The 24,946-nt window shown below is 57.5% G+C and carries 16 protein-coding genes and 4 tRNA genes; 4 read left to right on the top strand and 16 right to left on the bottom strand.

Features of this window, described 5'->3' with window-relative positions:
* Positions 1–29: 29 nt before the first annotated feature.
* From ACQUWM_RS01540 to zwf, 3 genes are read right to left on the bottom strand one after another with little or no spacing between them, the layout of a single operon-like run.
* Positions 30–677 carry a bifunctional 4-hydroxy-2-oxoglutarate aldolase/2-dehydro-3-deoxy-phosphogluconate aldolase gene (locus tag ACQUWM_RS01540; RefSeq protein ID WP_407001185.1) on the bottom strand — a complete coding sequence of 216 codons (648 nt, stop codon included), beginning with the start codon at positions 675–677 and terminating at the stop codon, positions 30–32.
* Positions 678–710: 33 nt separating this feature from the next.
* Positions 711–1,430, bottom strand: coding sequence for a 6-phosphogluconolactonase (gene pgl, locus ACQUWM_RS01535; RefSeq protein ID WP_428920945.1), 720 nt, complete (start codon positions 1,428–1,430; stop codon positions 711–713).
* Positions 1,417–2,892: a glucose-6-phosphate dehydrogenase gene (gene zwf / locus ACQUWM_RS01530; protein WP_407001183.1), complete on the bottom strand. Its 1,476-nt coding sequence runs from the start codon at positions 2,890–2,892 to the stop codon at positions 1,417–1,419. The genes pgl and zwf overlap by 14 nt, the downstream gene beginning before the upstream one ends.
* Positions 2,893–3,076: 184 nt before the next feature.
* Between zwf and ACQUWM_RS01525 the strand changes: the two genes are divergently transcribed.
* From ACQUWM_RS01525 to pulA, 3 genes are all read left to right on the top strand, one after another.
* Complete coding sequence (locus ACQUWM_RS01525; RefSeq protein ID WP_407001181.1) at positions 3,077–3,949, top strand: MurR/RpiR family transcriptional regulator; 873 nt, start codon at positions 3,077–3,079, stop codon at positions 3,947–3,949.
* 275 nt (positions 3,950–4,224) lie between these two features.
* Positions 4,225–5,511 (top strand): maltoporin LamB, encoded by a 1,287-nt coding sequence (gene lamB / locus ACQUWM_RS01520; protein WP_407001180.1) that lies wholly within the window; start codon positions 4,225–4,227, stop codon positions 5,509–5,511.
* A gap of 248 nt (positions 5,512–5,759) precedes the next feature.
* On the top strand, positions 5,760–8,915 hold the full coding sequence (gene pulA / locus ACQUWM_RS01515) for a pullulanase-type alpha-1,6-glucosidase (RefSeq protein ID WP_428920944.1): 3,156 nt from the start codon (positions 5,760–5,762) through the stop codon (positions 8,913–8,915).
* A gap of 41 nt (positions 8,916–8,956) precedes the next feature.
* Here pulA and ACQUWM_RS01510 read toward each other — a convergent pair whose 3' ends face one another.
* From ACQUWM_RS01510 to ACQUWM_RS01465, 10 genes are all read right to left on the bottom strand, one after another.
* Positions 8,957–10,810, bottom strand: a complete 1,854-nt coding sequence (locus ACQUWM_RS01510) for a SurA N-terminal domain-containing protein (RefSeq protein WP_428920943.1) — start codon at positions 10,808–10,810, stop codon at positions 8,957–8,959.
* 197 nt (positions 10,811–11,007) lie between these two features.
* On the bottom strand, positions 11,008–11,280 hold the full coding sequence (locus ACQUWM_RS01505) for an HU family DNA-binding protein (protein WP_012135993.1): 273 nt from the start codon (positions 11,278–11,280) through the stop codon (positions 11,008–11,010).
* Between the two features lie 238 nt (positions 11,281–11,518).
* Positions 11,519–13,936 (bottom strand): endopeptidase La, encoded by a 2,418-nt coding sequence (gene lon / locus ACQUWM_RS01500; RefSeq protein WP_407001176.1) that lies wholly within the window; start codon positions 13,934–13,936, stop codon positions 11,519–11,521.
* A 169-nt stretch (positions 13,937–14,105) separates the two neighbouring features.
* Positions 14,106–15,389: an ATP-dependent Clp protease ATP-binding subunit ClpX gene (gene clpX, locus ACQUWM_RS01495; RefSeq protein WP_407001175.1), complete on the bottom strand. Its 1,284-nt coding sequence runs from the start codon at positions 15,387–15,389 to the stop codon at positions 14,106–14,108.
* A 76-nt stretch (positions 15,390–15,465) separates the two neighbouring features.
* On the bottom strand, positions 15,466–16,101 hold the full coding sequence (gene clpP / locus ACQUWM_RS01490) for an ATP-dependent Clp endopeptidase proteolytic subunit ClpP (protein WP_406984890.1): 636 nt from the start codon (positions 16,099–16,101) through the stop codon (positions 15,466–15,468).
* Positions 16,102–16,270: 169 nt separating this feature from the next.
* Positions 16,271–17,578, bottom strand: coding sequence for a trigger factor (tig, locus tag ACQUWM_RS01485; protein WP_407001174.1), 1,308 nt, complete (start codon positions 17,576–17,578; stop codon positions 16,271–16,273).
* Between the two features lie 223 nt (positions 17,579–17,801).
* Positions 17,802–17,886 (bottom strand) — tRNA-Leu (locus ACQUWM_RS01480).
* A 78-nt stretch (positions 17,887–17,964) separates the two neighbouring features.
* A tRNA-His gene (locus tag ACQUWM_RS01475) sits at positions 17,965–18,040 on the bottom strand.
* An 88-nt stretch (positions 18,041–18,128) separates the two neighbouring features.
* Positions 18,129–18,205: transfer RNA gene (locus ACQUWM_RS01470), tRNA-Arg, on the bottom strand.
* Positions 18,206–18,238: 33 nt separating this feature from the next.
* Positions 18,239–18,315: transfer RNA gene (locus ACQUWM_RS01465), tRNA-Pro, on the bottom strand.
* Positions 18,316–18,545: 230 nt separating this feature from the next.
* Here ACQUWM_RS01465 and folD point away from each other — a divergent pair.
* Positions 18,546–19,403: a bifunctional methylenetetrahydrofolate dehydrogenase/methenyltetrahydrofolate cyclohydrolase FolD gene (gene folD, locus ACQUWM_RS01460; protein WP_428920942.1), complete on the top strand. Its 858-nt coding sequence runs from the start codon at positions 18,546–18,548 to the stop codon at positions 19,401–19,403.
* A 106-nt stretch (positions 19,404–19,509) separates the two neighbouring features.
* Here folD and ACQUWM_RS01455 read toward each other — a convergent pair whose 3' ends face one another.
* The 3 genes from ACQUWM_RS01455 to ACQUWM_RS01445 form a co-directional block, all read right to left on the bottom strand.
* Positions 19,510–21,690 carry a malate synthase G gene (locus tag ACQUWM_RS01455; protein ID WP_428920941.1) on the bottom strand — a complete coding sequence of 727 codons (2,181 nt, stop codon included), beginning with the start codon at positions 21,688–21,690 and terminating at the stop codon, positions 19,510–19,512.
* Positions 21,691–21,785: 95 nt separating this feature from the next.
* Complete coding sequence (gene cysS / locus ACQUWM_RS01450; protein ID WP_407001171.1) at positions 21,786–23,168, bottom strand: cysteine--tRNA ligase; 1,383 nt, start codon at positions 23,166–23,168, stop codon at positions 21,786–21,788.
* A complete protein-coding gene (locus tag ACQUWM_RS01445; protein ID WP_428920940.1) occupies positions 23,165–24,844 on the bottom strand; it encodes a glutamine--tRNA ligase/YqeY domain fusion protein in 1,680 nt (559 codons plus the stop codon). The genes cysS and ACQUWM_RS01445 overlap by 4 nt, the downstream gene beginning before the upstream one ends.
* Between the last annotated feature and the right edge of the window lie 102 nt (positions 24,845–24,946).

Below are 24,946 nucleotides of genomic sequence, written 5' to 3'. Positions count from 1 at the left end.
GTGAGCTGTGAACCCTGCCGCCGGAAAACTCAGAGGTCCTCCAGACTCCCACGGGCAACCTCTGTGATTGTTGCCCAATCCTTGGAAGCAATCGCGTCACCCGGGGTCAGCCAGCTTCCACCGACTGCCTGGACGTTGCCCAGGGCCAGGTAATCCCTGGCGGTGTCGCGACGGATACCGCCTGTCGGGCAGAAGGTGACGTCCGGGAATGGGCCGCTGAAGGCTTTCAGGGCTGGAATGCCACCGGCGACTTCGGCCGGGAAGAATTTGAATTCCCGATAGCCAAGGTTATACCCCACCATCAGTTCGGAGATGGTGGAGATTCCCGGCAACAGCGGGGCTTCGGAGGTCAGGCCGAACTCCAGGATGGCTTCGGTAACGCCCGGGGTGATCACAAACTGGGCACCGGCCGCCTCTACCTGACGGTATTGGGCGATGCTGGTAACGGTTCCGGCGCCAACCCAGGCGTCAGGAATGGCTTTGCGGACCCGCTCTATGGCTTTGACGCCGTGCTCGGTGCGCAGGGTAATTTCCAGCACGTTGATGCCGCCGTCCACCAATGCCTGGCACAGCGGCACTGCGTCATCAAGATCATGAATGGCGATCACCGGGACCAGCGGTGAAGACTCCAGCACGGCCCTGACTCGCTCACGGTGGAAATCGGATAGTTGATTCATGGGTCTACTCCATATTGAAATTCGAGGGCGGGCTCAGGGGCTCCAGAACACTTGCAAACCGGGCTTCAGGAAGCCGCGAATGGGCATGGCCATGACGTCATCCGGGGTGTCCAGCGCCTTCTCCAGGGTATCCAGCTTATCCGTGCCTTTAAGATGTAAGGCGATAAACCGGGCATCGCGCAAGGCCGGCCAGGTCAAGGTGATTCGTTTTTGCGGTTGTGACGGTGGCGTCATGGCGGCAACGATATCCCGGCATTCCGGGTCCATTGCGTGGGGCAGTTCTGCTGCATCCGGGAACAGGGAGGCGGTATGACCATCGTTACCCATGCCCAGAATCACCACATCCAGCGGCAGTGACAACCCGGCGAGTTCGGCTTTGACGGCGTCCAGCCCCTCTGCCGGCGTTGCACCGGACTGCTTCAGGGACAGGAAACGGGCCTCGGCAGCATTGTTCTGCAGCAGGGTTTCCTTCACCAGTCGGGTGTTGCTGGCCGGATCGGTTTCCTCAACCCAGCGCTCATCCGCCAGCAAGACATCCACCCGCCCCCAATCCAGCTCCTTGCGGGACAAGGCTGTGAAAAACGGCATGGGCGTTGATCCGCCGGACACCACCAGGGACGCTCGCTCGGCCTCCGCCAGACGTTTCTTGAGGAAACCCGACACCGTCTCTGCCAGTTCAAGGGCTACTTGTTCCGGAGTTTCTCCAAACCGGGGCTCAACACCCCGGGGGAACTGAATATCAGGCGTCTTCATACCAGCTCCTTCCATCCCTGGTGATCATGGCGATGGAGGCAACCGGCCCCCAGGTGCCTGCCGCGTAGCGCTTGGGCGGTTCGCCACTGTCATTCCAGTTGCCAATCACGCGGTCGACCCAACGCCAGGCATGCTCGACTTCATCACGGCGAACAAACAGGTACTGGTTCCCTTTCATCACCTCCCACAACAGGCGCTCATAGGCATCCGGGATGCGATCGGTATGGAAGGTTTCAGAGAAGGTCAGCTCCAGCGGCCCCTGACGCAGCCTCATGCCTTTGTCCAGGCCCTGGTCCTTGGTCAGGATTTTCAGGGACATGCCTTCATCCGGCTGCAGGCGAATAATCAGCTTGTTGTTCGCCAGGTGCTTCTGATCCGGATCGAAGATGTAGTGAGGGGCCGGCTTGAAGTGAATAATGATCTGCGAAAGCTTTTCCGGCAGGCGCTTACCTGTCCGAATATAAAAAGGCACGCCAGACCAGCGCCAGTTCTCGATCTCCGCCTTCAGCGCCACGAAGGTCTCCGTGGGGCTGCCCTTGTTGGCGCCCTCTTCCTCAAGGTATCCGGGCACCGGTTGGCCATTGCTGGTGCCTGCGGTGTACTGGCCGCGCACCACATGGCTATCCATCAACTCCGGCGTGATTTCCCTCAACGCCTTGAGCACCTTGACCTTTTCATCACGAATGCTGTCCGCGGAAAGGTCCGATGGCGGGTCCATGGCAATCAGGCAGAGCAACTGCAGCAGGTGATTCTGGATCATGTCCCGAATCTGGCCAGCCTTGTCGAAGTAGCCCCAGCGGCCCTCAATACCAACGCTCTCGGCCACTGTGATCTCAACATGGGAAATGTGGTTCTGATCCCACTGGGAGGCGAACAGGTTGTTGGCGAACCTCAGTGCGATCAGGTTCTGGACCGTTTCCTTACCCAGATAATGGTCGATGCGGAATAGCTGATCTTCACGGTAAACCTCACCCAGCTCATCGTTGATAACCTTGGATGACGCCAGGTCGTGACCGATCGGTTTCTCGACTACTACGCGGGTCTGATCCGTGCAGCAGTTGGCACTTCTCAGGTTGCGCGCGATGACACCGTACATCGACGGTGGCGTCGCCATATAAACAATGAGATTACCTTCAGGTGTCCCGCGCCACTCGTTCAGTGCGTCATACCCATCCGGATCGGTAAAGTCCAGGTACAGGTACTCCACCCGTTGCAGGAAAGATTCGACCAGGGCTTCGTCAAATTCGTGGGGTTTAACATGTTCCCTGAGCTTGTCCTGGAGCAACTTTCGTGCGCCTGCCGTATCGACCTTATTGCGGGCGATCGCCAGAATCCGACTCCCCGGATCCAGCAAACCAGAGCGCTCCAGCTGATACAGTGCGGGAAAAAGCTTACGCTGCGCCAGGTCACCCAGCGCTCCAAACATCATCAGGTCACAACGGGTACTGTTGTTATCGGCCATTGGTTCCGTCTCTCATTCCAAACCACAATGTAGTAATATTAAACAAATAATGACATCGAAATCCGGTCATTCCAAGAAAAAAATCCATATTTTGATATTTTTACTACCGCATAATCGCTGAAAACACGGTATAATCAGCGCAAAATATCACCACGAACGCCGATGATTCAGGGAGTACCCTTTAATGGCTGCGAACCAGGCGAACCGCGACGATAATCTGATTGAAGACATCCAGGCGCGACTGGACAGTCTAAACAAGTCCGAACGCAAGGTGGCCGAGGCCATCCTACGCGATCCCACCGCCGCAACCCGCTACAGCATTGCCGCGCTTGCCCGAGCAGCCGATGTCAGCGAACCCACCGTTAACCGGTTCTGCCGCGGCTTCTCCGCAACCGGCTTTCCGGACTTCAAGATCCGGCTGGCCCAGAGCATCGCCACCGGCACCCCCTATATCGGCCAGAATGTCGAACCAGACGACACCGTGGCCGAGTTTGCGGACAAGATCGTGCTGAGCACCATCGCGAGTCTCGACAAGGCGCGCCAGGCGCTGGACCCCAAAGCCCTGGCAACCGCGATTGATTACCTGATTCAGGCGAAACAGATCAACTTCTTCGGTATGGGTGGCTCCGCACCCGTAGCCCTGGACGCCCAGCACAAGTTTTTCCGCTTCAACATTCCGGTCATGTCTTACGACGATGCACTCATGCAACGCATGGTCGCTGCCGGTTCAGCCACCGGTGACGTGATCGTAATGATCTCCTACACTGGCCGCACCAAAGAAACCGTGGACATTGCACGAATCGCCAGGGAAAACGGGGCAACCGTTATCGGCATCACCAATCCGGACTCTCCCCTCGGCGATGTCTGCACCGTCGTACTCGAGGTAACCGCCCCGGAAGACACCGAGGTTTACATGCCAATGTCCTCAAGGATCATTCATCTGACCGTGATCGACATCCTGGCAACCGGCGTCACACTCAAACGCGGCGCGGACTTTCTTGGCCACCTGAAGAAAATCAAGGAAAGCCTGAAGCCAACACGCTTCCCATCGGAGTAACCCTGCCAATAAGGTAGCAGAGCGATTGGTTGAGGGGCTCATCCTTCTACGCCCCTCCTCCCCCTGAAAACTACCCCCCCTTTTTCTCCGGCATGGAGGATGCACCCACCGCTATGTTGCAGGACTATGAAATCCGGTTTCCCAATGTCCGATTGGCAGAAGCTGCAATCGAGGGAACCGGAAGTCAGATCCGGACACGGCAGCTCACAGTATGCGTCAACCGGAGATTCCGCTTCCCTGACATTCAAAAAAGACAAAAAGCACAGGACCCTATGATGCAAAACAATAAGCGCTTCCTTGCACAAAAACTCCCCCTGGCTGCGGCAGTGACGGCAGCCATCATGGCGACACCCGCCGTAGCGGTGGATTTTCACGGCTATGCACGGGCCGGCGGCTCTACCAACCTCGGCAGCGGCGGTGAACAGACCTGCTTCGGCAACGGCGCTACAGGCCATTATGTCGGACGTCTGGCCGATGAGTGCGACACCTATGCAGAAATCAGCCTGGGCGACGAGCTTTACAACGAGGACGGCCGATCGTTTCGGTTCGAGTCCATGGTGTCGTATGGCGCGAGCGACCAGGGCAATGACTTTCAGAGCTTTTCAAGAAGCGACGTTGGTGGCGGCTATGACGGCGGCGACATCGCCTTGCGCCAGCTCTACATCGCCGGTGACAACGTCATTGAATCCCTGCCCGGCTCTACCCTTTGGGCAGGCAAACGTTACTACCAGCGGCTGGATGTCCACCACCTGGATCTGTACTACCTGAACAACTCCGGTTACGGCGCCGGCGTTGAAAACATTTCCGCCGGGCCTGGCAAACTGTCCGTAGCGTACGTCAATCACGACAATCCCGACGGCGACACTGCCGAGATCGTCCAGAACAACAAGTTCGATCTTCGATATGCCCTCCCACTGGGTGACAGCACTCTCACGCTGGCCGGCGTTTACGCCATGGCGGACCTGACCGAACAGCAGGAAGATCTTGGCATTGAAGACGAGGACGGCTACCACTTCCTCGCCGAACTCGCATCAGGCTTCATGGGCGGCTTCAACAAATTCGTTGTCCAGTATGGCGCCGACTCCATGGGCTTTACCGGCTTTGAAGCCGGCGGTCCCGGCCGTGTCGACAACGGCAACGTGGCAGGCTACCTGGAAAGCAGCTGGCGCATTCTGGACCACGGCGTGGTCAAGCTGGGTGATAAGTGGGAAATGGGTTACTCCGCCCTGTACCAGCAAGGCAAGCCCTTTGACTCAGCCCAGGATGATGCCGAACGCATCAGCGTGGTGGTTCGCCCGACCTATAACTGGAGTCCGATCAGCAGCACCGCGATCGAAGTAGGCTACGACGACGTCACGTTCAACGGCGTGGATGCCGAATCCCAGGATCTGCAGAAAATTGCCATCGCCCAGCAATGGCAGGCAGGCCCCGGTTACTGGGCTCGCCCGGTCATCCGCACCTATGCAGCCGCCTTCTTCGGTGATCAGGCTGAAGGCGCGCGCGGTGGCGAGGGTATCGACGGTGATATCCAGATCGGCGCCCAGATCGAAGCCTGGTGGTAAGGCTCTAAACTCCACACTCTCTCGTTGGACCTCCTTGGGCCGGCTTATCAGCCGGCCCTTTTTTGTGGACATCTGCCCGTCCCTTTCTCCTCCCCATACGCCGCGCAAGCTACGCCTCCAAAAGTCTGCTTCCGAAGGATGTGCCCTGCCCGGGTTCACGCAACCATGAAACCGTGACGTTTGCGCTCTGGCATTGTCGGTGCGCAAAGCACATTTCAAACAAAAACAATGGAAAAAGGATATTCGTTATGCTTGACCATAAACTGGTTGCAGGCGGCTGGGCCCTGGTGTTTTCACTGGCTCTGGTCGGCTGCAACAACGATAGCAGCAACTCTTCTCCCGACTCCGGCGATAGCGAAGGCGGAAACTCAACTGCTCTGCTGGAACCCGGTGAGAACGAAGCAATTCTCTACTACAAACGTCCTGAAGGTGATTACAGCGGCTGGGGCCTGCACCTGTGGAACGACGCCGCGTCCGGCTGTGACGGCCTGGCCGATGACGTGCCAACGGAATGGAGCGACCCGCACACCTATAGCGGCGTCAATGACACTTACGGGGCCTACTACATCATCCCCATGCGCGATGGCGGAGACTGCATCAACTTCATCATGCACAAGGGTGATGAAAAGGATCTGGGCGATGACAACAAGCGCTGGCACTTTGATGCCCTGGGCAACCGCATCTTTACGCTCAGTGGCAGTGAGTTGTTATCCCCCGACCCGATTGAAGCCGAGGGCCTGACCATCGATGGCGCCAGGGCACACTGGCTGGATGCCAACACCCTGGTGTTTGCGGACACCGGTAGCGCAGCCCAGGCAGAGCTCCGTTACGATGCCAGCGCGGGTATCACCGTCGATGATGCCGACAAGACCCTTCAAAACGGAACCACCATCCAACTGAGCGCCACAACCCTGTCGCCCGAGCTGGAACAGGCCTTCCCCCACCTGGCAGGCTGGCCTGCCTATTCCGTGGATACAGATGCGCAAACCCGGACGGAGGCCTTGCGCAGCCAACTGGTAGCCGGCGCCTATAACAGTGACGATGAACTGGTATCCGCCACGCGCGTGCAAATTCCCGGTGTACTGGATGATCTGTACGCCTACGATGGCTCCCTGGGCGCGACGGTTAACGGCGCCGACACCGACTTTGCCGTGTGGGCGCCAACGGCACAAAGCATGCGCTTGCACGTATTCAACGCCGACGGCAGCATGGTCAGCGGCTACCCTGTCGACATGACACGCAACAATGGTGTCTGGGAGCACACCGGCAACACCGCGGAGGTTGATCGCAAGTTCTACCAGTACGAGGTGACGGTATACCATCCGCGCACCGATGCCATCGAAACCACGATGACCTCGGACCCTTACGCCCTCAGCCTGTCAGAAAATGGCGTGTATGCGCAGGTGGTCAACCTGGATGACAGCGATCTGAAACCGGCCAACTGGGACAGCCTGAGCACACCGCCCATGCAAGCCCCGGAAGACGTCGTGGTGTACGAAACCCATATTCGGGATTTCAGCGCCACGGATGAAACGGTGGCCGCAGCCAACCGTGGCAAGTACGCGGCGTTCACGGAAACCGCCAGCGATAGCATTGCTCACCTTGAAGCCATGGCGAATGCGGGCATCACCCACCTCCACCTGTTGCCGGCGTTTGATATCGCCACGGTCAACGAAAACCCGGCGGAGGTCGTCAACCTGGACGATGATTTCAGCAAGCTCTGCGACCTGTCGGATGAGGCAGCGGAAAACTACGCCGGCCACTGCAACAGCGGAAACACCGTCCGCACGGTACTGGAGTCATTCGACCCGACAACCGGTGATGCCCAGGCGCTGTACGGAACGTTCCGCGGCCTGGACAGCTTCAACTGGGGCTACGACCCGGTCCATTACACTGTTCCGGAGGGCAGCTATGCCTCGGATGCCGACGGCGTAACCCGGATTCTGGAGTTCCGCCAGATGGTACAGGCGGCGACCGAGCTTGGCTTGAATGTGGTTCTGGACGTGGTTTACAACCACACCAATGCGTCCGGACTGGCGGAAAAGTCGGTACTGGACAAGCTGGTGCCCGGCTACTACCACCGCCAGAACCCCCGAACCGGCATGGTTGAGCAGTCCACCTGCTGTGAAAATACCGCATCCGAGCACCGGATGATGGAAAAACTGATGGTTGACTCCCTGGTGACCTGGACTTCCGAGTACAGCATCTCCGGCTTCCGATTCGACCTGATGGGTCACCACATGTTGTCCAATATGGAGAAAGCGCTGAATGCAGTGAAAGCGGTTGATCCGGATACTTACTTCTACGGCGAGGCCTGGAACTTTGGCGAGGTGGCCAATAACACTCGCGGCGTCAATGCCATCCAGCCCAACATGGCGGGTACCGGTATCGGCTCATTCAATGATCGATTGCGCGATGCTGTGCGTGGAGGCGGCCCGTTCGACGGCGGTGATGCCCTGCGGGCCAATCAGGGCTTTGCCAACGGACTGTTCAGCATTCCCAACGATCGCAACAGCGGAAGTGACGCGGAGAAGGAGCGTCTGCTGCAGATCAGCGACTGGATTCGTATCGGCATTGCCGGCAGCCTGAGCAACTACCCTCTGGTGACGGCGGACGGGGCCACCAGAACTGGCGCGGAGATCGACTACAACGGCCAGAACGCCGGTTACACCGCCGACCCTCAGGAAATCATCAACTACGTATCCAAGCACGACAACCAGACACTCTGGGACAACAACCAGTACAAGGCCGATTTTGCCACCACACGCCAGGAGCGCGCCCAGATGCAGGTGGTCGGTCTGTCGGTGCCCATTCTCAGCCAGGGTATTCCGTTCATCCATATGGGCTCGGAGCTGCTGCGCTCCAAATCCATGGAGCGGGACAGCTACGATTCCGGAGACTGGTTCAACGAGGTGGACTTCAGCTACCAGGAAACCGCCTGGAATCGCGGCCTGCCCCGGCAGGACAAGGATGGCACCAACTGGGAACTGATTACCGAGATCATCGGCCAGTTTGCGACCGGCCCCACACCGGGCGAAATCAGCTACACCCGTGAACAGGTGGAGAAACTGCTGTCGGTGCGCAGCCAGAGCGAGCTATTCCGGCTGCAAACGGCTGAACAGGTCAGCGAGCGCCTGAGCTTCCACAACACCGGGGCTGATCAGCTACCCGGCGTGATTCTGTTCAGCCTGGACGACGGCCCGGATAACGGGCTGGCCGACCTGGACAGCGATGTCGACCAGATTGTGGTGGTTATCAACGGCACCGGATCAGAGCAATCCCTGGACACCGGCCTGAGTGGCACCTTCACAGTGATGACTGACACGTCACCGACGGCAAGCGCCGCGGCAGCGAGCGGCACCTTCACAGTGCCCGGGCTGTCCGTCGCCGTATTCAGCAGATAGTTACGCTATCAAGGCACCCGTTTGACGGGTGCCTTTTTCGTTTACTGGCGCTCGACTTCAGCGCTCTCCCGGAGGTATTGCTGATAAGCCCGGTATTCTCGCTGGCCTTCCAGTGACGCCAGGAAGTTACGAAGCTGGCTGAACTCCTCCCCTTCCCGGCTCGCGTCCCTTTCATTCACCGCTTCAAGGGCAATAATGGCGATGCCGTCATCCGACAGGACCGAGCCAAAGACCGCTTGGTCGCCTTCCGGACGTTCGAGAGAAAAGACGCCGGACATGATCGCGCCCCCAAGCATGGGGTTGTTTCGCGGCTGATCTTCATAAGACTGCCAGTCACCCACACCCATCTCTTCGGGCTTCTTGCCAGACTCCAGCTCGGCAATCAGGGTATCCGCACGCTCTCTCAGTGCTTCCCGGGTCTTCTGTTCGAGCAGCGCCATACGAATCTCGTCACGCACGGCTTCCAGAGGTTGCTCCTCGGCTTCGTAATAAGTCTTCACGCGGGCAACCACCGACACATTGTCACCAACTCCAATCAGTTCGGTGTTGAAACGATCCTTCAGGACATCGTCGGAAAACAGTTGGCGAACCAGGCCGGCGTGGTCAAAGGGCGCGTCGCCGCCATCCCGGGTAACACCTTCCGTTTCGCGGATCTCCAGCCCCAGCTCCTGCGCCGGCGCGTTGAGATCGTCGGCCGCATAGGCAGAGTCGGCCAGCTGGGTGCGGACCTCGGCAAAGCGATCCTGGGCCTGGCTCTGTGCCAGCTCACGGCGCAACTCAGCTTCCATTTCCTCAAGTGGCGGCACCTCGGAGCTACGAACATCCAGCAGCTTGATCAGGTGCACCCCGAAGCTGGTTTCCACCGGCTCGGAGATCTCCCCCTTTTCCAGGGCAAACAGCGCTTCCTCAAAAGCCTCGTCATAGATGCCGCGTTCCGCAAAACCCAGATCGCCACCCTGTTCCGCCGACAGGGTGTCAACAGAGAACTCTTCGGCCAGATCGGCAAAGTCTTCGCCGGACTCCAGGCGCTCCTGAATCTCAGACATCGTCTCAGACGCGCTCTCGCCGTCCTCGATCAGGATATGGGCTGCGCGACGCTCCTCGCTTGCCAATTCTGATGCCTGTTGCTTGTAGTAGGCCTCAAGGTCCTCGTCGCTGACCTCAACGGTTTCTGCCAGGGCTTCCAGGGAAAGCGCGATGTATTCAGCGTCCACCCGCTCCGGCAGGCGATATTGATCGATATTGTCCTGGTAATAGGCTTCGATCTCGGCATCGCTCACTTCTACGCCGTCACGAACGGTCTCGGCAGACACCGTCAGCATCCGGAAATCACGGGTCTGATTCTGAATACGCAGCAACTGCGCAACATTTTCATCGGTTACCACCCCGCTCTGGGCGATCCCGGCACGAATCTGGTTGACCACGTACTGCTTGCGCATGGCTTCACGGAACTCACCCACGCCCATGCCCATATTGCGAACGGCAGCCACGAAACGGTCACGGTTGAACGTGCCATCGACCTGGAACTGCGGCATCTGGGTAATCAGGGAATCAATGTCCTCGTCCGACAGCGCCAGCCCCTGGGCATTGGCGTCCTGAATCAGCACTTGCTGCTGAATCAGCGACTCGAGCACATCGCGGCGAATCCGGTCTTCATCAAGCAGGGAAGGATCGGGATTCTCCATCTCGGACAGACGACGCTGACCTTCCATTTGCACAACACGCAGGAACTCGCGCTCGGTGATGTCTTCTCCGTTTACGGTAGCCACTTCGGGCTCGCCGGAAAATCCACCAACGATTGCATCCATCCCCCAGATGGAGAGTGAAACGATCAAAAGACCGATGATGATTTTGGCAATGGTGCCCTGGGCATTTTCCCGAATATCTTGAAGCATGTTTCTCCCGGATCCCTGATCAAAGTCGAGCTGATTCTTGTCGTGAGATGACGAAATTTAAGAGGCTTAACGTAAAAAGGCGCATCCTGTCCGGAATGCGCCTTGAATTCATCTGGAGCTGGCTGGCGTCGGAGTTGACCCCGGGCCAACCGCTCCGGCAGCACCCGCATGACCGGCGCCGCCAGAGAAAGAACCGTTTACTTAACGGAGTCTTTCAGGGCCTTACCTGCCTTGAACCCAGGCACTTTGGAGGCCGGAATCTTGATCTCGGCACCAGTCTGCGGGTTGCGACCAGTACGGGCAGCACGCTCTTTTACGGAGAAGGTACCAAAACCGATCAGAGTTACCTGATCGCCTTTTTTCAGGGCACCGGTGATGGAGTTGGTCATTGCATCCAGAGCACGGCCAGCGGCGGCTTTGGAGATATCTGCGGACTCTGCAATTGCATCGATTAGTTCGGACTTGTTCACACTAAACCCCTTCGATTTCAGGTTGAAGATGTTATAGGTTGGTTTGTTTTTTCTCGGACGTTCTCGACTATCGCATAAGCGGTCAGAGAATTCCATTCTTCAGTTTTCTTATTCCTTTCGGTTGTTAACCGGTGTTCGGAATAGGCACTTACTGCGCGGGAGCCCTTGGTATTGGCTGCTTCACGGCGAAACAGTTATACCAATGGGCTCTCCGGCGTGTCAACAACTCATCAAGGGTTTAATGTGTATTTATGCGCTCAGCAGTATCGGAATCATCGTCCCTCGGTTTCCCGGATCCGGTTTCGGGAGACGAATCCGCAGCTCTCGCCTCTGGCGAATAAGCCAGCGCGACATCCAGAACCTCATCAATCCATTTCGCCGGAATGATCTCCAGTGATTCCTTGATATTGTCCGGTATCTCTTTGAGATCACGAACATTTTCATCCGGGATAACCACGGTCTTGATACCGCCCCGATGGGCCGCCAGCAGCTTCTCCTTGAGGCCGCCAATGGGCAGGACGCGGCCACGCAGGGTGATTTCACCCGTCATCGCAACATCGGCACGCACCGGAATTTTGGTGAGTGAAGAAACCAGTGCTGTACACATGCCAATACCGGCGCTGGGACCATCTTTTGGTGTCGCGCCCTCGGGAACGTGCACGTGCAAATCGTGCTTTTCGTGAAAATCATCCGCGATCCCCAGTCCGGGCGCCCGGCTTCTGACCACCGTCAGCGCCGTCTGGATGGACTCCTGCATGACGTCACCCAGGGAACCGGTTTTCACCACGCGCCCCTTACCCTTGGTCAGGGCACACTCAATAGTCAGCAATTCACCGCCAACCTGAGTCCACGCCAGGCCAGTCACCTGACCGATCTGGTTGGTTTCTTCCGCCAGCCCGTACTTGAACCGTTTGACACCGGAATAGTCTTCCAACACCTCCGGAGAGAGCGTCACAGAGACCTTCTCGCCACTTTCCACGTGTTCACGCACAACCTTGCGGCAGATCTTCGCAATCTCACGCTCCAGGCCGCGTACACCGGCTTCCCGGGTGTAATAGCGGATCAGGTCCCGCAGGGTCTCCTCGGGAATCGTGAGCTCATCCTTGCGCAGACCGTTGGCCTTGATCTGCTTGGGCAGCAGGTAGCGCAGGGCGATATTGACCTTTTCGTCCTCGGTGTAACCCGGGATGCGAATGATCTCCATGCGATCCAGCAGCGCGGACGGAATATCCATGGAGTTGGACGTACACACGAACATGACATCCGAAAGGTCGTAGTCCACTTCCAGGTAATGGTCGTTAAAGGTGTGGTTCTGCTCCGGGTCCAGCACCTCCAGCAGTGCCGACGCGGGATCGCCGCGATGGTCCATACCCATCTTGTCGATCTCGTCAAACAGGAAGAGCGGGTTCTTCACCCCGACCTTGGACAGCTTCTGGAGCAGCTTGCCTGGCAAAGCGCCAATGTACGTCTTGCGGTGACCACGGATTTCCGCCTCGTCACGCACACCACCCAGCGCCATGCGGGTGTACTTACGGTTAGTCGCACGGGCAATGGACTGGCCCAACGAGGTTTTACCTACACCGGGAGGGCCAACCAGACACAGCACGGGGCCCTTCACCTTCTTCACCCGGCTTTGTACCGCGAGGTATTCCAGAATGCGCTTCTTGACCTCATCCAGACCGTAGTGGTCCCTGTCGAGGATCTCGCGAGCCTTCTCGATATCATGACGAACGCGGCTGCGCTTCTTCCAGGGCACCGCCAGCATCCAGTCGATGTAACCGCGCACCACCGTGGCCTCGGCCGACATCGGTGACATCATCTTGAGTTTGTTCAACTCGACTTCCGTCTTCTTGCGGGCCTCTTCCGGCAGGCCGGCTTCCTCAAGCTTCTGCTCAAGCTCTTCGAAGTCGTTGTTACCCTCGCCCAGGTTACCCATTTCCTTCTGGATAGCCTTCATTTGTTCATTGAGGTAATACTCGCGCTGGCTACGCTCCATCTGCTTTTTGACGCGGCCACGGATACGCTTTTCAACCTCGATCAGGTCGATCTCGCCGTCCAGCTTGCCCAGCAACAGGTCAACGCGCTTGCTCACATCAAGAGCTTCCAGCAGCTCCTGCTTTTCCGGGATGCGCATTTCCAGGTGAGCCGCCATGGTGTCTGCCAGGCGCTCGACATCGGTGATCCCGGTCAACGCGTTGGAGACCTCGGAAGGCACCTTCTTGGACAGTTTGACGTACTTTTCAAACTCATCCATCAGGGTTTTGACCAGAACGTCTTCTTCACGCTCCGGCAGCGTATCTTCATCCATCATGAGCGCCTTGCCGGACAGGTAATCGCCCTCGACAATGCCGCTCAGTGTCGCCCGGGCATTACCTTCAACCAGGACTTTCACCGTCCCGTCCGGAAGGCGCAGCATCTGCAATACAGTCGCCAGTGTGCCCATATCGAACACATCTTCGGGGCCCGGCTCATCGGTAGAGGCATCCCGTTGTGCGACCAGCAGGATCTCCTTGCTGCCCTCCATTGCGGCTTCCAGCGCCTGGATGGATTTTTCGCGTCCCACAAACAGCGGAACGACCATGTGCGGAAACACCACCACATCACGCAGGGGAAGCAGCGGGTATTCGTGCACAGACTCTTCGGGTATCCGGGTCATAAGGAATCCTCTGACGATGTTTCTTTCAGCATATCACCCATGATTGGGGCATCGGCAAAAATTGCAATGTTTTTACGAAACGAAACAGGGCGGGAAAAGCGGGTTACAGAAGAATAAAAAGGGGCGAAATCGCCCCTTTTTATTGCTGACGGGAATCCCCGGGACTGAATCAGTCCTCGGGAACCGCCTTGGCGTGGTCACTGCCAGCGTAGATCTTGAACGGCTCGGAATCGCCGCTGATCACGCTCTCGTCGATAACCACTTTGGTGACATCATGCTCGGATGGAATCTGGTACATGGTTTCCAGCAGGGTCGCCTCCATGATGGAGCGCAATCCCCGGGCACCGGTTTTCCGCACCATGGCCTTGCGGGCAACCGCCCTCAGCGCATCCTCACGGAAATCCAGCTCCACGCCTTCCATGTCGAACAGCTTCTGGTACTGCTTGGTCAGCGCGTTCTTCGGCTCTGTCAGAATCTCGACCAGCGCCTCTTCATCCAGCTCCGTCAACGTTGCCACAACCGGCAAACGGCCAACGAATTCCGGAATCAGGCCGTACTTCACCAGATCTTCCGTTTCGACATCCTTGATGATGTCGCCGGTGTTCTTGGTGTCGTCCGGACCTTTGACCGTCGCAGAGAAACCAATGCTGCTGCGCTCGGAACGCTCCTGAATCACCTTGTCCAGACCGGCAAACGCACCACCACAGATAAACAGCATGTTACCGGTGTCCACCTGCAGGAACTCCTGCTGGGGATGCTTCCGACCACCCTGGGGCGGCACCGAGGCAACCGTGCCTTCTATCAGTTTCAGCAGCGCCTGCTGCACGCCCTCACCGGAAACGTCCCGGGTAATGGACGGGTTGTCAGACTTGCGTGAAATCTTGTCGATTTCATCAATGTACACAATGCCGCGCTGGGCCTTGTCTACGTCATAATCGCACTTCTGCAGCAGCTTCTGGATGATGTTCTCAACGTCTTCACCCACGTAACCGGCTTCGGTCAAAGTAGTAGCGTCCGCAATGGTGAACGGTACGTTCAGCATGCGCGCCAGGGTCTCGGCAAGAAGGGTCTTACCGCTACCGGTCGGGCCAATCAGCAGAATGTTACTCTTGCCCAGCTCCACCTCAGCCTTGCCTTCGCCATAGCGCAGACGCTTGTAGTGGTTATAGACAGCGACCGAAAGCACAACCTTGGCACGATCCTGTCCGATGACATATTCATTCAGAGTGTCGCGGATCTCAGCAGGTGTCGGAAGACGATCACTGGCTTCTTCCTGCGTATTCTCCTGAATTTCTTCGCGGATAATGTCATTGCACAGGTCAACGCACTCGTCGCAGATGAACACCGAGGGCCCTGCAATGAGCTTACGGACTTCATGCTGGCTCTTTCCACAAAACGAGCAGTAGAGCAACTTGCCGTTATCGTCGCCCTTGCCGTTTCTTTCATCTGCCATTGAAATACCTCTGATCTTGGTTTGCCGGCGTTACTGGCTAATACGCCGGCCAAGGATGATGCGATTACCTTCAGTATTATTTATTCGGCACGCGCTTATCAAGTATAGAATCAATCAGGCCATAGTCTTTCGCCTGTTGAGGATCCATAAAGTTGTCCCGATCGGTGTCCTTGGCAATAGTATCGAGGTCCTGCCCCGTATGGTGCGCAAGGATGGAATTCAGGGTGTGGCGGATCTTCAGGATCTCACGGGTGTGGATCTCGATATCGGTTGCCTGGCCCTGATAGCCGCCCAGCGGCTGATGAATCATCACCCGGGAATTCGGCAAACACGCACGCTTGCCCTCGGCGCCACCAGCCAACAGGAATGCCCCCATACTGGCGGCCTGCCCTACGCACAGCGTGGCCACGTCCGGCTTGATAAACTGCATGGTGTCGTAGATGGACATACCCGCGGTCACTGAACCACCGGGACTGTTGATATACAGATGGATGTCCTTGTCCGGGTTTTCAGATTCCAGGAACAGCAGCTGCGCCACGATCAGGTTGGCCATGTGGTCCTCGACCGGACCCACCATGAAGATTACCCGCTCCTTGAGCAACCGGGAGTAGATATCAAAGGAACGCTCACCGCGAGCGGTTTGCTCAATAACGATCGGAACCAGACCGGAACTGGTTACCATTGCGGGACCATCAATAGGTTTTTGCGTCATGATGCGCCTGAACTCCTTCTGGACAATGAGGTCGTGGCCTCTGGCCACTGCGTTATCAGTGTTCTACACCCTATACTCTGCCAGCACCGGGCCAAGATGAAAACAGCCGGACATGCCGGCTGTTTTCCCTTTTCGGCCAACGGGACTCCAATTCAGGGTCCCGAAGCAATCAGCCCTGCTGAGGCTGACCTGCCTGAACGGCTTCTTCGTACTTGACCTTCTTTTCCTTGACCTTGGCCTGCTCGAGCACATGGTCCACAACCAGGTCTTCCAATACGGAAGACTCGATCTGGGACTTCTGCTCAGGGTTGCTGTTGAAATGGGCAACCACTTCTTCCGGCTGTTCATACGTTGACGCGATTTCCTGAATCTTCTCGTCAACCTTGGCCGGATCGGCTTTCAGGTCGTTCTTCTTGACCACTTCCTGGAACAGCAGGCCGGTCTTCACGCGACGCTTGGCCTGCTCTTCAAAGATTTCCTTGGGCAGCTGCTGGAAATCAACCTGGCCACCGAAACGCTGAACCGCATCCTGGCGCAGGCGATCAATTTCCTGGTCAACCAGGGCAGCCGGAATATCCAGCTCGGTGGTTTCCAGAAGGCCATCGACCACGTCGTTCTTGACCTTGTTTGAAACAGCCTGCTTGAGCTCACGCTCCATGTTCTTCTTCACTTCCTCACGGAAAGTGGCTTCGTCTTCAGCCTCAATGCCAAACTTCTTGAAGAATTCTTCATTCAGTTCCGGCAGCTGCGGCTCTTCAACTTTGTGAATCTTGATTTCAAACTTGGCCGGCTTACCCGCCAGATCTTCATTCTGGTAGTCCTCCGGGAAGGTTACCTCGATTTCCAGGTCCTCACCGGTCTTGCCGCCGACAATGCCCTTCTCGAAACCCGGGATCATCTGGCCGGAACCCAGGGTCAGACGGTGCCCTTCAGCCGCACCACCTTCGAATTCCTCACCATCGATGAAGCCTTTGAAGTCGATGGTCACAATATCCTTGTTCTTGGACTTGCGCTTCACTTCCTTCATGGTGGCCTGCTGACGACGCAGGTTATCGATCATGTTGTCGATATCCTTGTCGGTAATTTCGGAGGTCAGCTTCTCAACGGAGATCTTGCTCAGATCGCCCAGTTCGATTTCCGGCAGAACTTCAAACGTGGCAACGAATTCCAGATCCTTGCCCTCTTCCATCACGGTCGGCTCAAGGTTCGGCCAGCCCGCCGGATTGATGTCCTGCTCCTGCAGTGCCTTGATGTAGGTATCACGCATAACCTCGCCAACAACTTCCTGGCGAACACTGGCACCGAAACGACGCTTGACCACGCTCATGGGCACCTTACCCGGACGGAAACCGTTCAGGCGTACAGTACGGGCAGTTTCCTGCAGGCGTTTCTGGACCGCCTGATCAATTTCCTGGGCGGGCACACCAATCGTCATGCGACGCTCGATGTTGGAGGTCGTTTCAACAGACACTTGCATGGAAGATCCTCAAATTACAGGTTCAGTATGTGAATGAAATTAAACCTAAAAGTCCGTCCCCGGGCGGTTTCCCGCAAAAGGACCGAAAATTAAAAGCCGGTAGTTTATCACGGTTTGCCCCGCCGAGAGAATCACCTGTCACAGGCACTTTCAGCAGTCGCGTCGACATTCTGACTTTGTAACGACAAAGGTGGGGACGAAATACAAAAAAGAAAGGGGGGGGTGGTGCGAGAGGAGAGACTCGAACTCTCACGGGTTGCCCCACTGGAACCTAAATCCAGCGCGTCTACCAGTTCCGCCACTCTCGCACAACAGAATGCAGAATTACCGACGACTACCGTCATCATGAAACTCAACAAACGCGGAAATCAACTCTGAAGGAAAAGTGGGGTGGACGAAGGGGTTCGAACCCTCGACCGCAGGAGTCACAATCCTGAGCTCTACCAACTGAGCTACGTCCACCACATTGGATCATGCCTTTCGGCACTCACATCTTCACATCAACTTTGCTGGTTCGGCGACCCCGGTGCGGACCAAGCCGACGACTTTATGGCGCGCCCGGCAGGACTCGAACCTGCGACCACCCGCTTAGAAGGCGGGTGCTCTATCCAGCTGAGCTACGGGCGCTTGACCGTTCGCCCACCTGAATATCCAGAAAAGTGGTCGGGGTAGAGAGATTCGAACTCCCGACATCCTGCTCCCAAAGCAGGCGCGCTACCAGACTGCGCTATACCCCGTCTGAACTGAACAACAAGTGCCTCAGCAAAGTTGGCGCGCATATTACCGGCGCCGACCCTTGCCGTCAACACGGATTTGGAAATTGTTTGAAGCGGCAACGAATTAAATGACCGATGCGCCCAGAATAAGTTCCCTGCCCTCCCCCTCAGGCATGCGGCCAATTGGAGTTCTGGCGGAAGCATGAGACAATGCGCAGCCTTCATTTTTGCCCAACCGACAAGACAGAGACATGAGCGCCAAACTGATCAATGGAAAAGAGATTGCCGCCAAGGTTCGCCAGCAGGTTGCCGCCGGCGTGGAAACCCGCAAACAGCAAGGACTGAGAGCCCCCGGGCTTGCAGTGGTTCTGGTCGGCAACGACGCCGCCTCGCAGGTATATGTCGGCAACAAGCGCAAGGCATGCGACGAGGCGGGCATCCTCTCCCTATCCTATGACCTTCCGGAAGACACCTCCCAGGAAACCCTGGAAGCGCTGGTAGATGAGCTCAACGACAACCCGGCCGTAGACGGCATTCTCGTACAGCTGCCGCTGCCAGCCCATCTTGACGCTGACCCGATTCTGCTCAAGATTCGCCCCGACAAGGACGTGGACGGCTTCCACCCCTACAACATTGGCCGCCTGGTACAGCGCAAACCGGCTCTCCGCCCCTGCACACCGGCGGGAGTCATTACCCTGCTGGACAGCATCGACACACCCTACAAGGGCCAGCACGCGGTCATTGTCGGCGCATCCAACATTGTCGGCCGCCCCATGACCATGGAACTGCTGCTAAAAGGCGCCACCACTACAATCTGCCACCGCTTCACCCCAAGCCTGGAGAAGTTTGTCGGCGAAGCCGATATCCTGATTGCCGCCGTGGGCAAACCCGGCCTTATCAAAGGCGAATGGGTGAAACCCGGGGCCACGGTGATTGATGTGGGCATCAATCGCATGGAGGACGGCAAGTTGCGGGGTGATGTGGATTTTGAGGTCGCAGCAGAACGTGCCGCCTATATTACGCCGGTGCCCGGCGGTGTAGGACCGATGACCATTGCGACGCTGCTGGAGAATACCCTGTACGCGGCGAATGAGCTGCATAAGGACTAAGCCTGCGGTTCTGTCGGATTACGCTTCGCTAATCCGACCAAGACCTGAAGGTTACTTCCACAAAAAAGCCCCGCTCGAAAGCGGGGCTTTTTTTATACGGCTAAACTTACTGGCCGTACTTGGCCTTCGCCTTCAGGCGGTAAGCGTGCAGAAGCGGCTCGGTGTAGCCATTCGGCTGCTCGCGGCCTTTCAGAACCAGATCCAGCGCTGCCTGGAAGGCAATGCTGTCATCAAAGTTTCCGGCCATCGGGCGGTACGACGGGTCAGCAGCGTTCTGCTTGTCGACTACGGCCGCCATGCGCTTCATGGTTTCCATGATCTGCTCTTCCGAGCAAATACCGTGGTACAGCCAGTTGGACAGCAACTGGGAAGCAATCCGCAGGGTAGCGCGGTCTTCCATCAGACCCACATCATTGATGTCCGGCACCTTGGAGCAACCAACGCCGTGGTCGATCCAGCGCACAACGTAACCAAGGATGCCCTGGGCGTTGTTGTCCAGTTCCTGCTGAACATCTTCAGCAGACAGCGACTTCGGATCGTCCATGACCGGCACGGTCAGGATGTCGTCCAGGTTGGCGCGGGTGCGGCTCTCCAGCTCTTTCTGGATGTCCGCCACCGATACCTGATGGTAATGGGTCGCGTGCAGGGTAGCAGCGGTCGGTGACGGTACCCAGGCGGTGTTGGCGCCAGCCTTCGGATGACCGATCTTGGCTTCCAGCATGCCGGCCATCAGATCCGGCATGGCCCACATGCCCTTACCAATCTGTGCCACACCACGGAAACCGGTTTCCAGACCGATGTCCACGTTCCACTGCTCGTACGCGTTGATCCAGGTTGCCAGCTTCATTGGCCCCTTACGGATAAACGGACCCAGCTCCATGGAGGTGTGGATTTCGTCACCAGTACGATCCAGGAAGCCGGTGTTGATGAAGACCGCACGCTCTTTGGCAGCATGGATACAGGCTTTCAGGTTGACAGTGGTACGACGCTCTTCGTCCATGATGCCGACTTTCAGGGTGAAGCGCGGCAGACCAAGTGCATCTTCAACACGACCGAAGAATTCGTTGGTGAACGCCACTTCTTCCGGACCGTGCATCTTCGGCTTCACGATGTACATGGAACCGGTAGTGCTGTTCTGGAACTTGCCGTTGCCCTTCAGATCGTGAATGGCGATCAGGGACGTGATCAGACCATCCATCAGGCCTTCCGGAATCTCGTTGCCGTCGTTCAGCAGAACGGCCGGGTTGGTCATCAGGTGACCCACGTTACGGATGAACATCAGGCTGCGACCCTTCAGGCTCAGCTCGCCGCCGTCAGGTGCAGTGTAATCGCGATCAGCGTTCATCTTACGGGTCAACTGCTCGCCGCCCTTCTCGAAGGTTTCCTGCAGGTCGCCCTTCATCAGGCCGAGCCAGTTGCGGTAAGCCAGGGCCTTGTCGTCCGCATCAACGGCAGCAACAGAATCTTCGCAGTCCATGATGGTGGTCAGCGCGGACTCCATCAGCACGTCTTTCACGTTGGCGCCGTCGTCTTTACCGATCGGGTGGCTGGCGTCAATCTGGATTTCAAAGTGCATGCCGTTCTTGACCAGCAGCACACCGGTGGGCGCATCAGCGGCGCCGGTGTAGCCAACAAAACCGGCTTCGTCTTTCAGACCAGTGGTTTCGCCGTTCTGCAGCTTGACCACCAGCTTGCCAGCCTCAACCAGATACTTGGCGGCATCCTTGTGGCTGCCGGAAGCCAGCGGAGCAGAGCTGTCCAGCAGGTTGCGGGCAAACTCGATAACCTTGGCGCCGCGGACCGGGTTGTAGCCGCGACCCTTGTCAGCGCCACCTTCTTCGGAGATGGCATCGGTGCCATACAGCGCGTCGTACAGGCTGCCCCAGCGAGCATTGGCCGCGTTCAGGGCAAAGCGGGCGTTCATGATCGGAACCACCAGCTGCGGACCAGCCATGGTGGCGACTTCCGGATCCACATTGGAAGTGGAAATCTTGAACTCGCCCGGCTCGTCAACCAGGTAGCCGATGTCCTTCAGGAAAGATTTGTACTCGGCCATGTCCAGCTTCTGACCCTTGTGGTCACGGTTCCAGCTGTCCATCTTTTCCTGAATGGCATCGCGCTTGGCCAGCAGTTCGCGGTTACGCGGCGCCAGCTCGTTCACGATCTTGTCGAATTCAGCCCAGAATTTGTCTGCATCAACTCCGGTTCCCGGAATCGCTTCGTTGTTCACGAAATCATACAGATTCTTCGCGACCTGAATGCCGCCGACTTGTACGCGTTCTGTCATCGTTGTATGCCTCAGTGGGTTAATTTCCCGACTCCCTCTGACAGGGGAGTTGTTTCTAAGTGAGCGCCGGATTGTACGGGAAAATCCGTACAAGGTCAGCCCCGGCGCCAGGTCGTTCCTTCGCGAGAATCGTCAAGAATGATGCCTTTCTCCGCCAGTTCGTCGCGGATACGATCACCTTCGGCGAAGTTTTTTGCCTTGCGAGCCTCCGCCCGGGCCTGAATCATGGCCTCGATCTCCCCGGCGGTCAGCTCTCCACCGGTGTCCGCCTGGAAGAAGGCTTCCGGGTCCTGCTGCAAGAGCCCCAGCACGCCGCCGAGACGGACCAGCACGGCCGCCGCCTGTCTGGCCTCCTCTTCCTCACCTTCTCGACGGTGCTGATTGATTTCATTGGCCACGGCATGGAGCACGGCTATGGCTCCGGCGGTGTTGAAATCATCATCCATAACTTCTTCGAAACGCTTGTCGTGCTCGTTTTCCGCCACATCCTTGGCCGGAACGATCCCACGCAGGGCATGGTAAAGCTTCGTAAGAGTGCGACCGGCCTCCGCCAGACTCTCTTCCGAGTAATCCACCTGACTGCGGTAGTGGCTGGACACCAGGAAGTAACGCACGATCTCCGGCGGGTACTTCTCCAGTATCTCGCGGATGGTGAAGAAGTTGCCCAGGGATTTGGACATCTTCTCCTTGTTCACCCGGATGGCACCCGCGTGCATCCAGGTGTTCACGAAGGTATGGCCGTTAGCGCATTCTGACTGGGCGATTTCGTTCTCATGGTGCGGGAACAGCAGATCGGGCCCACCACCGTGGATATCGAAGGTTTCACCCAGGCAGCAGTTGGACATCGCCGAACACTCGATGTGCCAGCCCGGCCGGCCATCCCCCCAGGGAGACTCCCAGCTTACCTCGCCCGGCTTCGCGGCTTTCCACAAGGCGAAATCCGCCGGGCTGCGCTTGGCTTCCTGCACATCCACCCGGGCACCGGCCACCAGGTCTTCCAGCTTTTTCTTGCTGAGCTTGCCGTAGTCTTTGTATGACTCGACAGCAAAGTAAACATCGCCATTATCCGCCGCATAGGCGTGGCCACTGGCGACCAGCTTGTGGATCATCGCAATGATCTCATCGATGTAAGCCGTGGCGCGGGGCTCTTCCGTCGGCGAGAGTACCCCCAGGCGGGCCTCGTCCTCGTGCATCGCCGCGATCATGCGTTCGGTCAGGTCGGTATAAACCTCACCGTTCTCATCCGCCCGGCGCAGGATCTTGTCATCAATATCAGTAATGTTGCGCACGTAGTGCACGTCATAACCACGATGGCGCAAGTAACGGGTGATCACATCGAAAGCCACCAGCACCCGGGCGTGGCCCAGGTGGCAGTAGTCGTACACGGTCATGCCGCACACATACATGCGCACCTTGCCCGGCTCGATGGGTTTGAACTCTTCCTTTTGCTGCGTGAGCGTGTTGTGTATACGAATCACTTGCCCCCCTTACCCCAGGAATCACGAAGCGTTACGGTGCGGTTGAACACCGGACGACCGGCGCTTTCGGTTTGCTCCTTGTCACAGAAGAAATAACCTTCACGCTCAAACTGGTACGGCAGATCCGTAAGAGGCTCCGCCAACCCTTTCTCGGCGCGGGCACCGCGCAGGCGCACCAGGGATTCCGGGTTGATATGATCGACGAAATCACCGTCCTTGTCGCTGTCCGGAGATTCGTGGTTGAACAACCGGTCGTACTGGTTAATGTCGACTTCGACACTGTCCGTGGCAGACACCCAGTGAACCACCCCGTTCGGCTTGTAGCCTTCCGGATTCACGCCCAGGGTGTTCGGATCGTATTCGCACTTGAGTTCGACGATCTCACCGCTGTCATCCCGGATAACCTCACGGCAGGTCATGACATAACCGCCACGCAGGCGGACCGCCTGATCCGGCGCCAGACGCTTCCACTTGCGGGGCGGTTCCTCGACGAAGTCCTCGCGATCAATATAGAGCGTCTGGCTCCAGGTCACTTCCCGCTCCCCCATGTCCGGGTTTTGCGGATGAACCGGCAACACCAGGGTTTCAGTCTTGTCCGCCGGATAGTTGGTCAGGGTAACCTTCAACGGTCGCATCACACACATAGCGCGAGGCGCACGGGTGTTGAGATCCTCACGGATGGCGTGTTCCAGCATGCCCACATCCACGGTGCCGCCCGCCTTATTGACGCCGATCATGTCGCAGAAGGTGCGGATGGATTCCGGCGTGTAGCCGCGGCGGCGCATACCGGAAATGGTGGGCATGCGCGGGTCGTTCCAGCTGTCCACAAAGCCTTCATCCACCAGGCGCTTGAGCTTGCGCTTGGAGGTGATGGTGTAATTCAGGTTCAGCCGTGCGAACTCAATCTGCCGGGGCTGGCACGGAGCGGAAATGTTCTCCAGCACCCAGTCGTAGAGCGGCCGATGATCCTCGAACTCCAGTGTGCACAGGGAATGGGTGACCCCCTCCATGGCATCGGAAATCGGGTGGGTGAAGTCGTACATCGGGTAGATGCACCACTTGTCACCGGTCTGGTGATGGTCCGCGTAGCGGATGCGGTACAGAATCGGATCCCTCAGGTTGATGTTGGGAGACGCCATATCAATCTTGGCCCGCAGCACCAGCTCACCATTCTGGTATTTGCCATCGCGCATATCGCGGAACAGCTGCAAACTCTCGTCGATCGGACGGTCGCGGTAGGGACTGTCTCTGCCCGGAGTCTTCAGGGAACCCCGGAATTCCGCCATCTGGTCCGCCGTCAGCGCGCACACGTACGCCTTGCCCTTGGTAATCAACTCTTCGGCAAAGTTATAGATGGTATCGAAGTAATCAGAGGCATAACGGACCTCGCCGCCCCAGGTGTAGCCCAGCCACTCCACATCCTGCTTGATGGCATCAATGTACTCCTGGGATTCCTTCTCGGGATTGGTGTCATCAAAACGCAGGTTGCACTCACCACCAAAGGTGTCGGCAATACCAAAGTTCAGGCAAATGGACTTGGCATGCCCGACGTGCAGGTAGCCGTTGGGCTCCGGCGGGAACCGCGTCACCACCTGGCCGGTGTGCTCGCCTTTGGCAATCGCGTCTTCGATCAGGCTCTGGATAAAGTTATGGGCTTTCTTCGACTCGGCGCTCATAGGTTCTCTAGTTAAAAGGGAGTGGATCTGAAACCGCGTATTATACTCACAAATACTGCCCTAACTCATGCACACGCAGAAACTCTTCAGTACAATGTGTCC

This window comes from Marinobacter sp. DUT-3, from assembly GCF_050379435.1.
Lineage (GTDB): Bacteria > Pseudomonadota > Gammaproteobacteria > Pseudomonadales > Oleiphilaceae > Marinobacter.
This window is presented reverse-complemented; position numbering and strand designations above follow the sequence as displayed.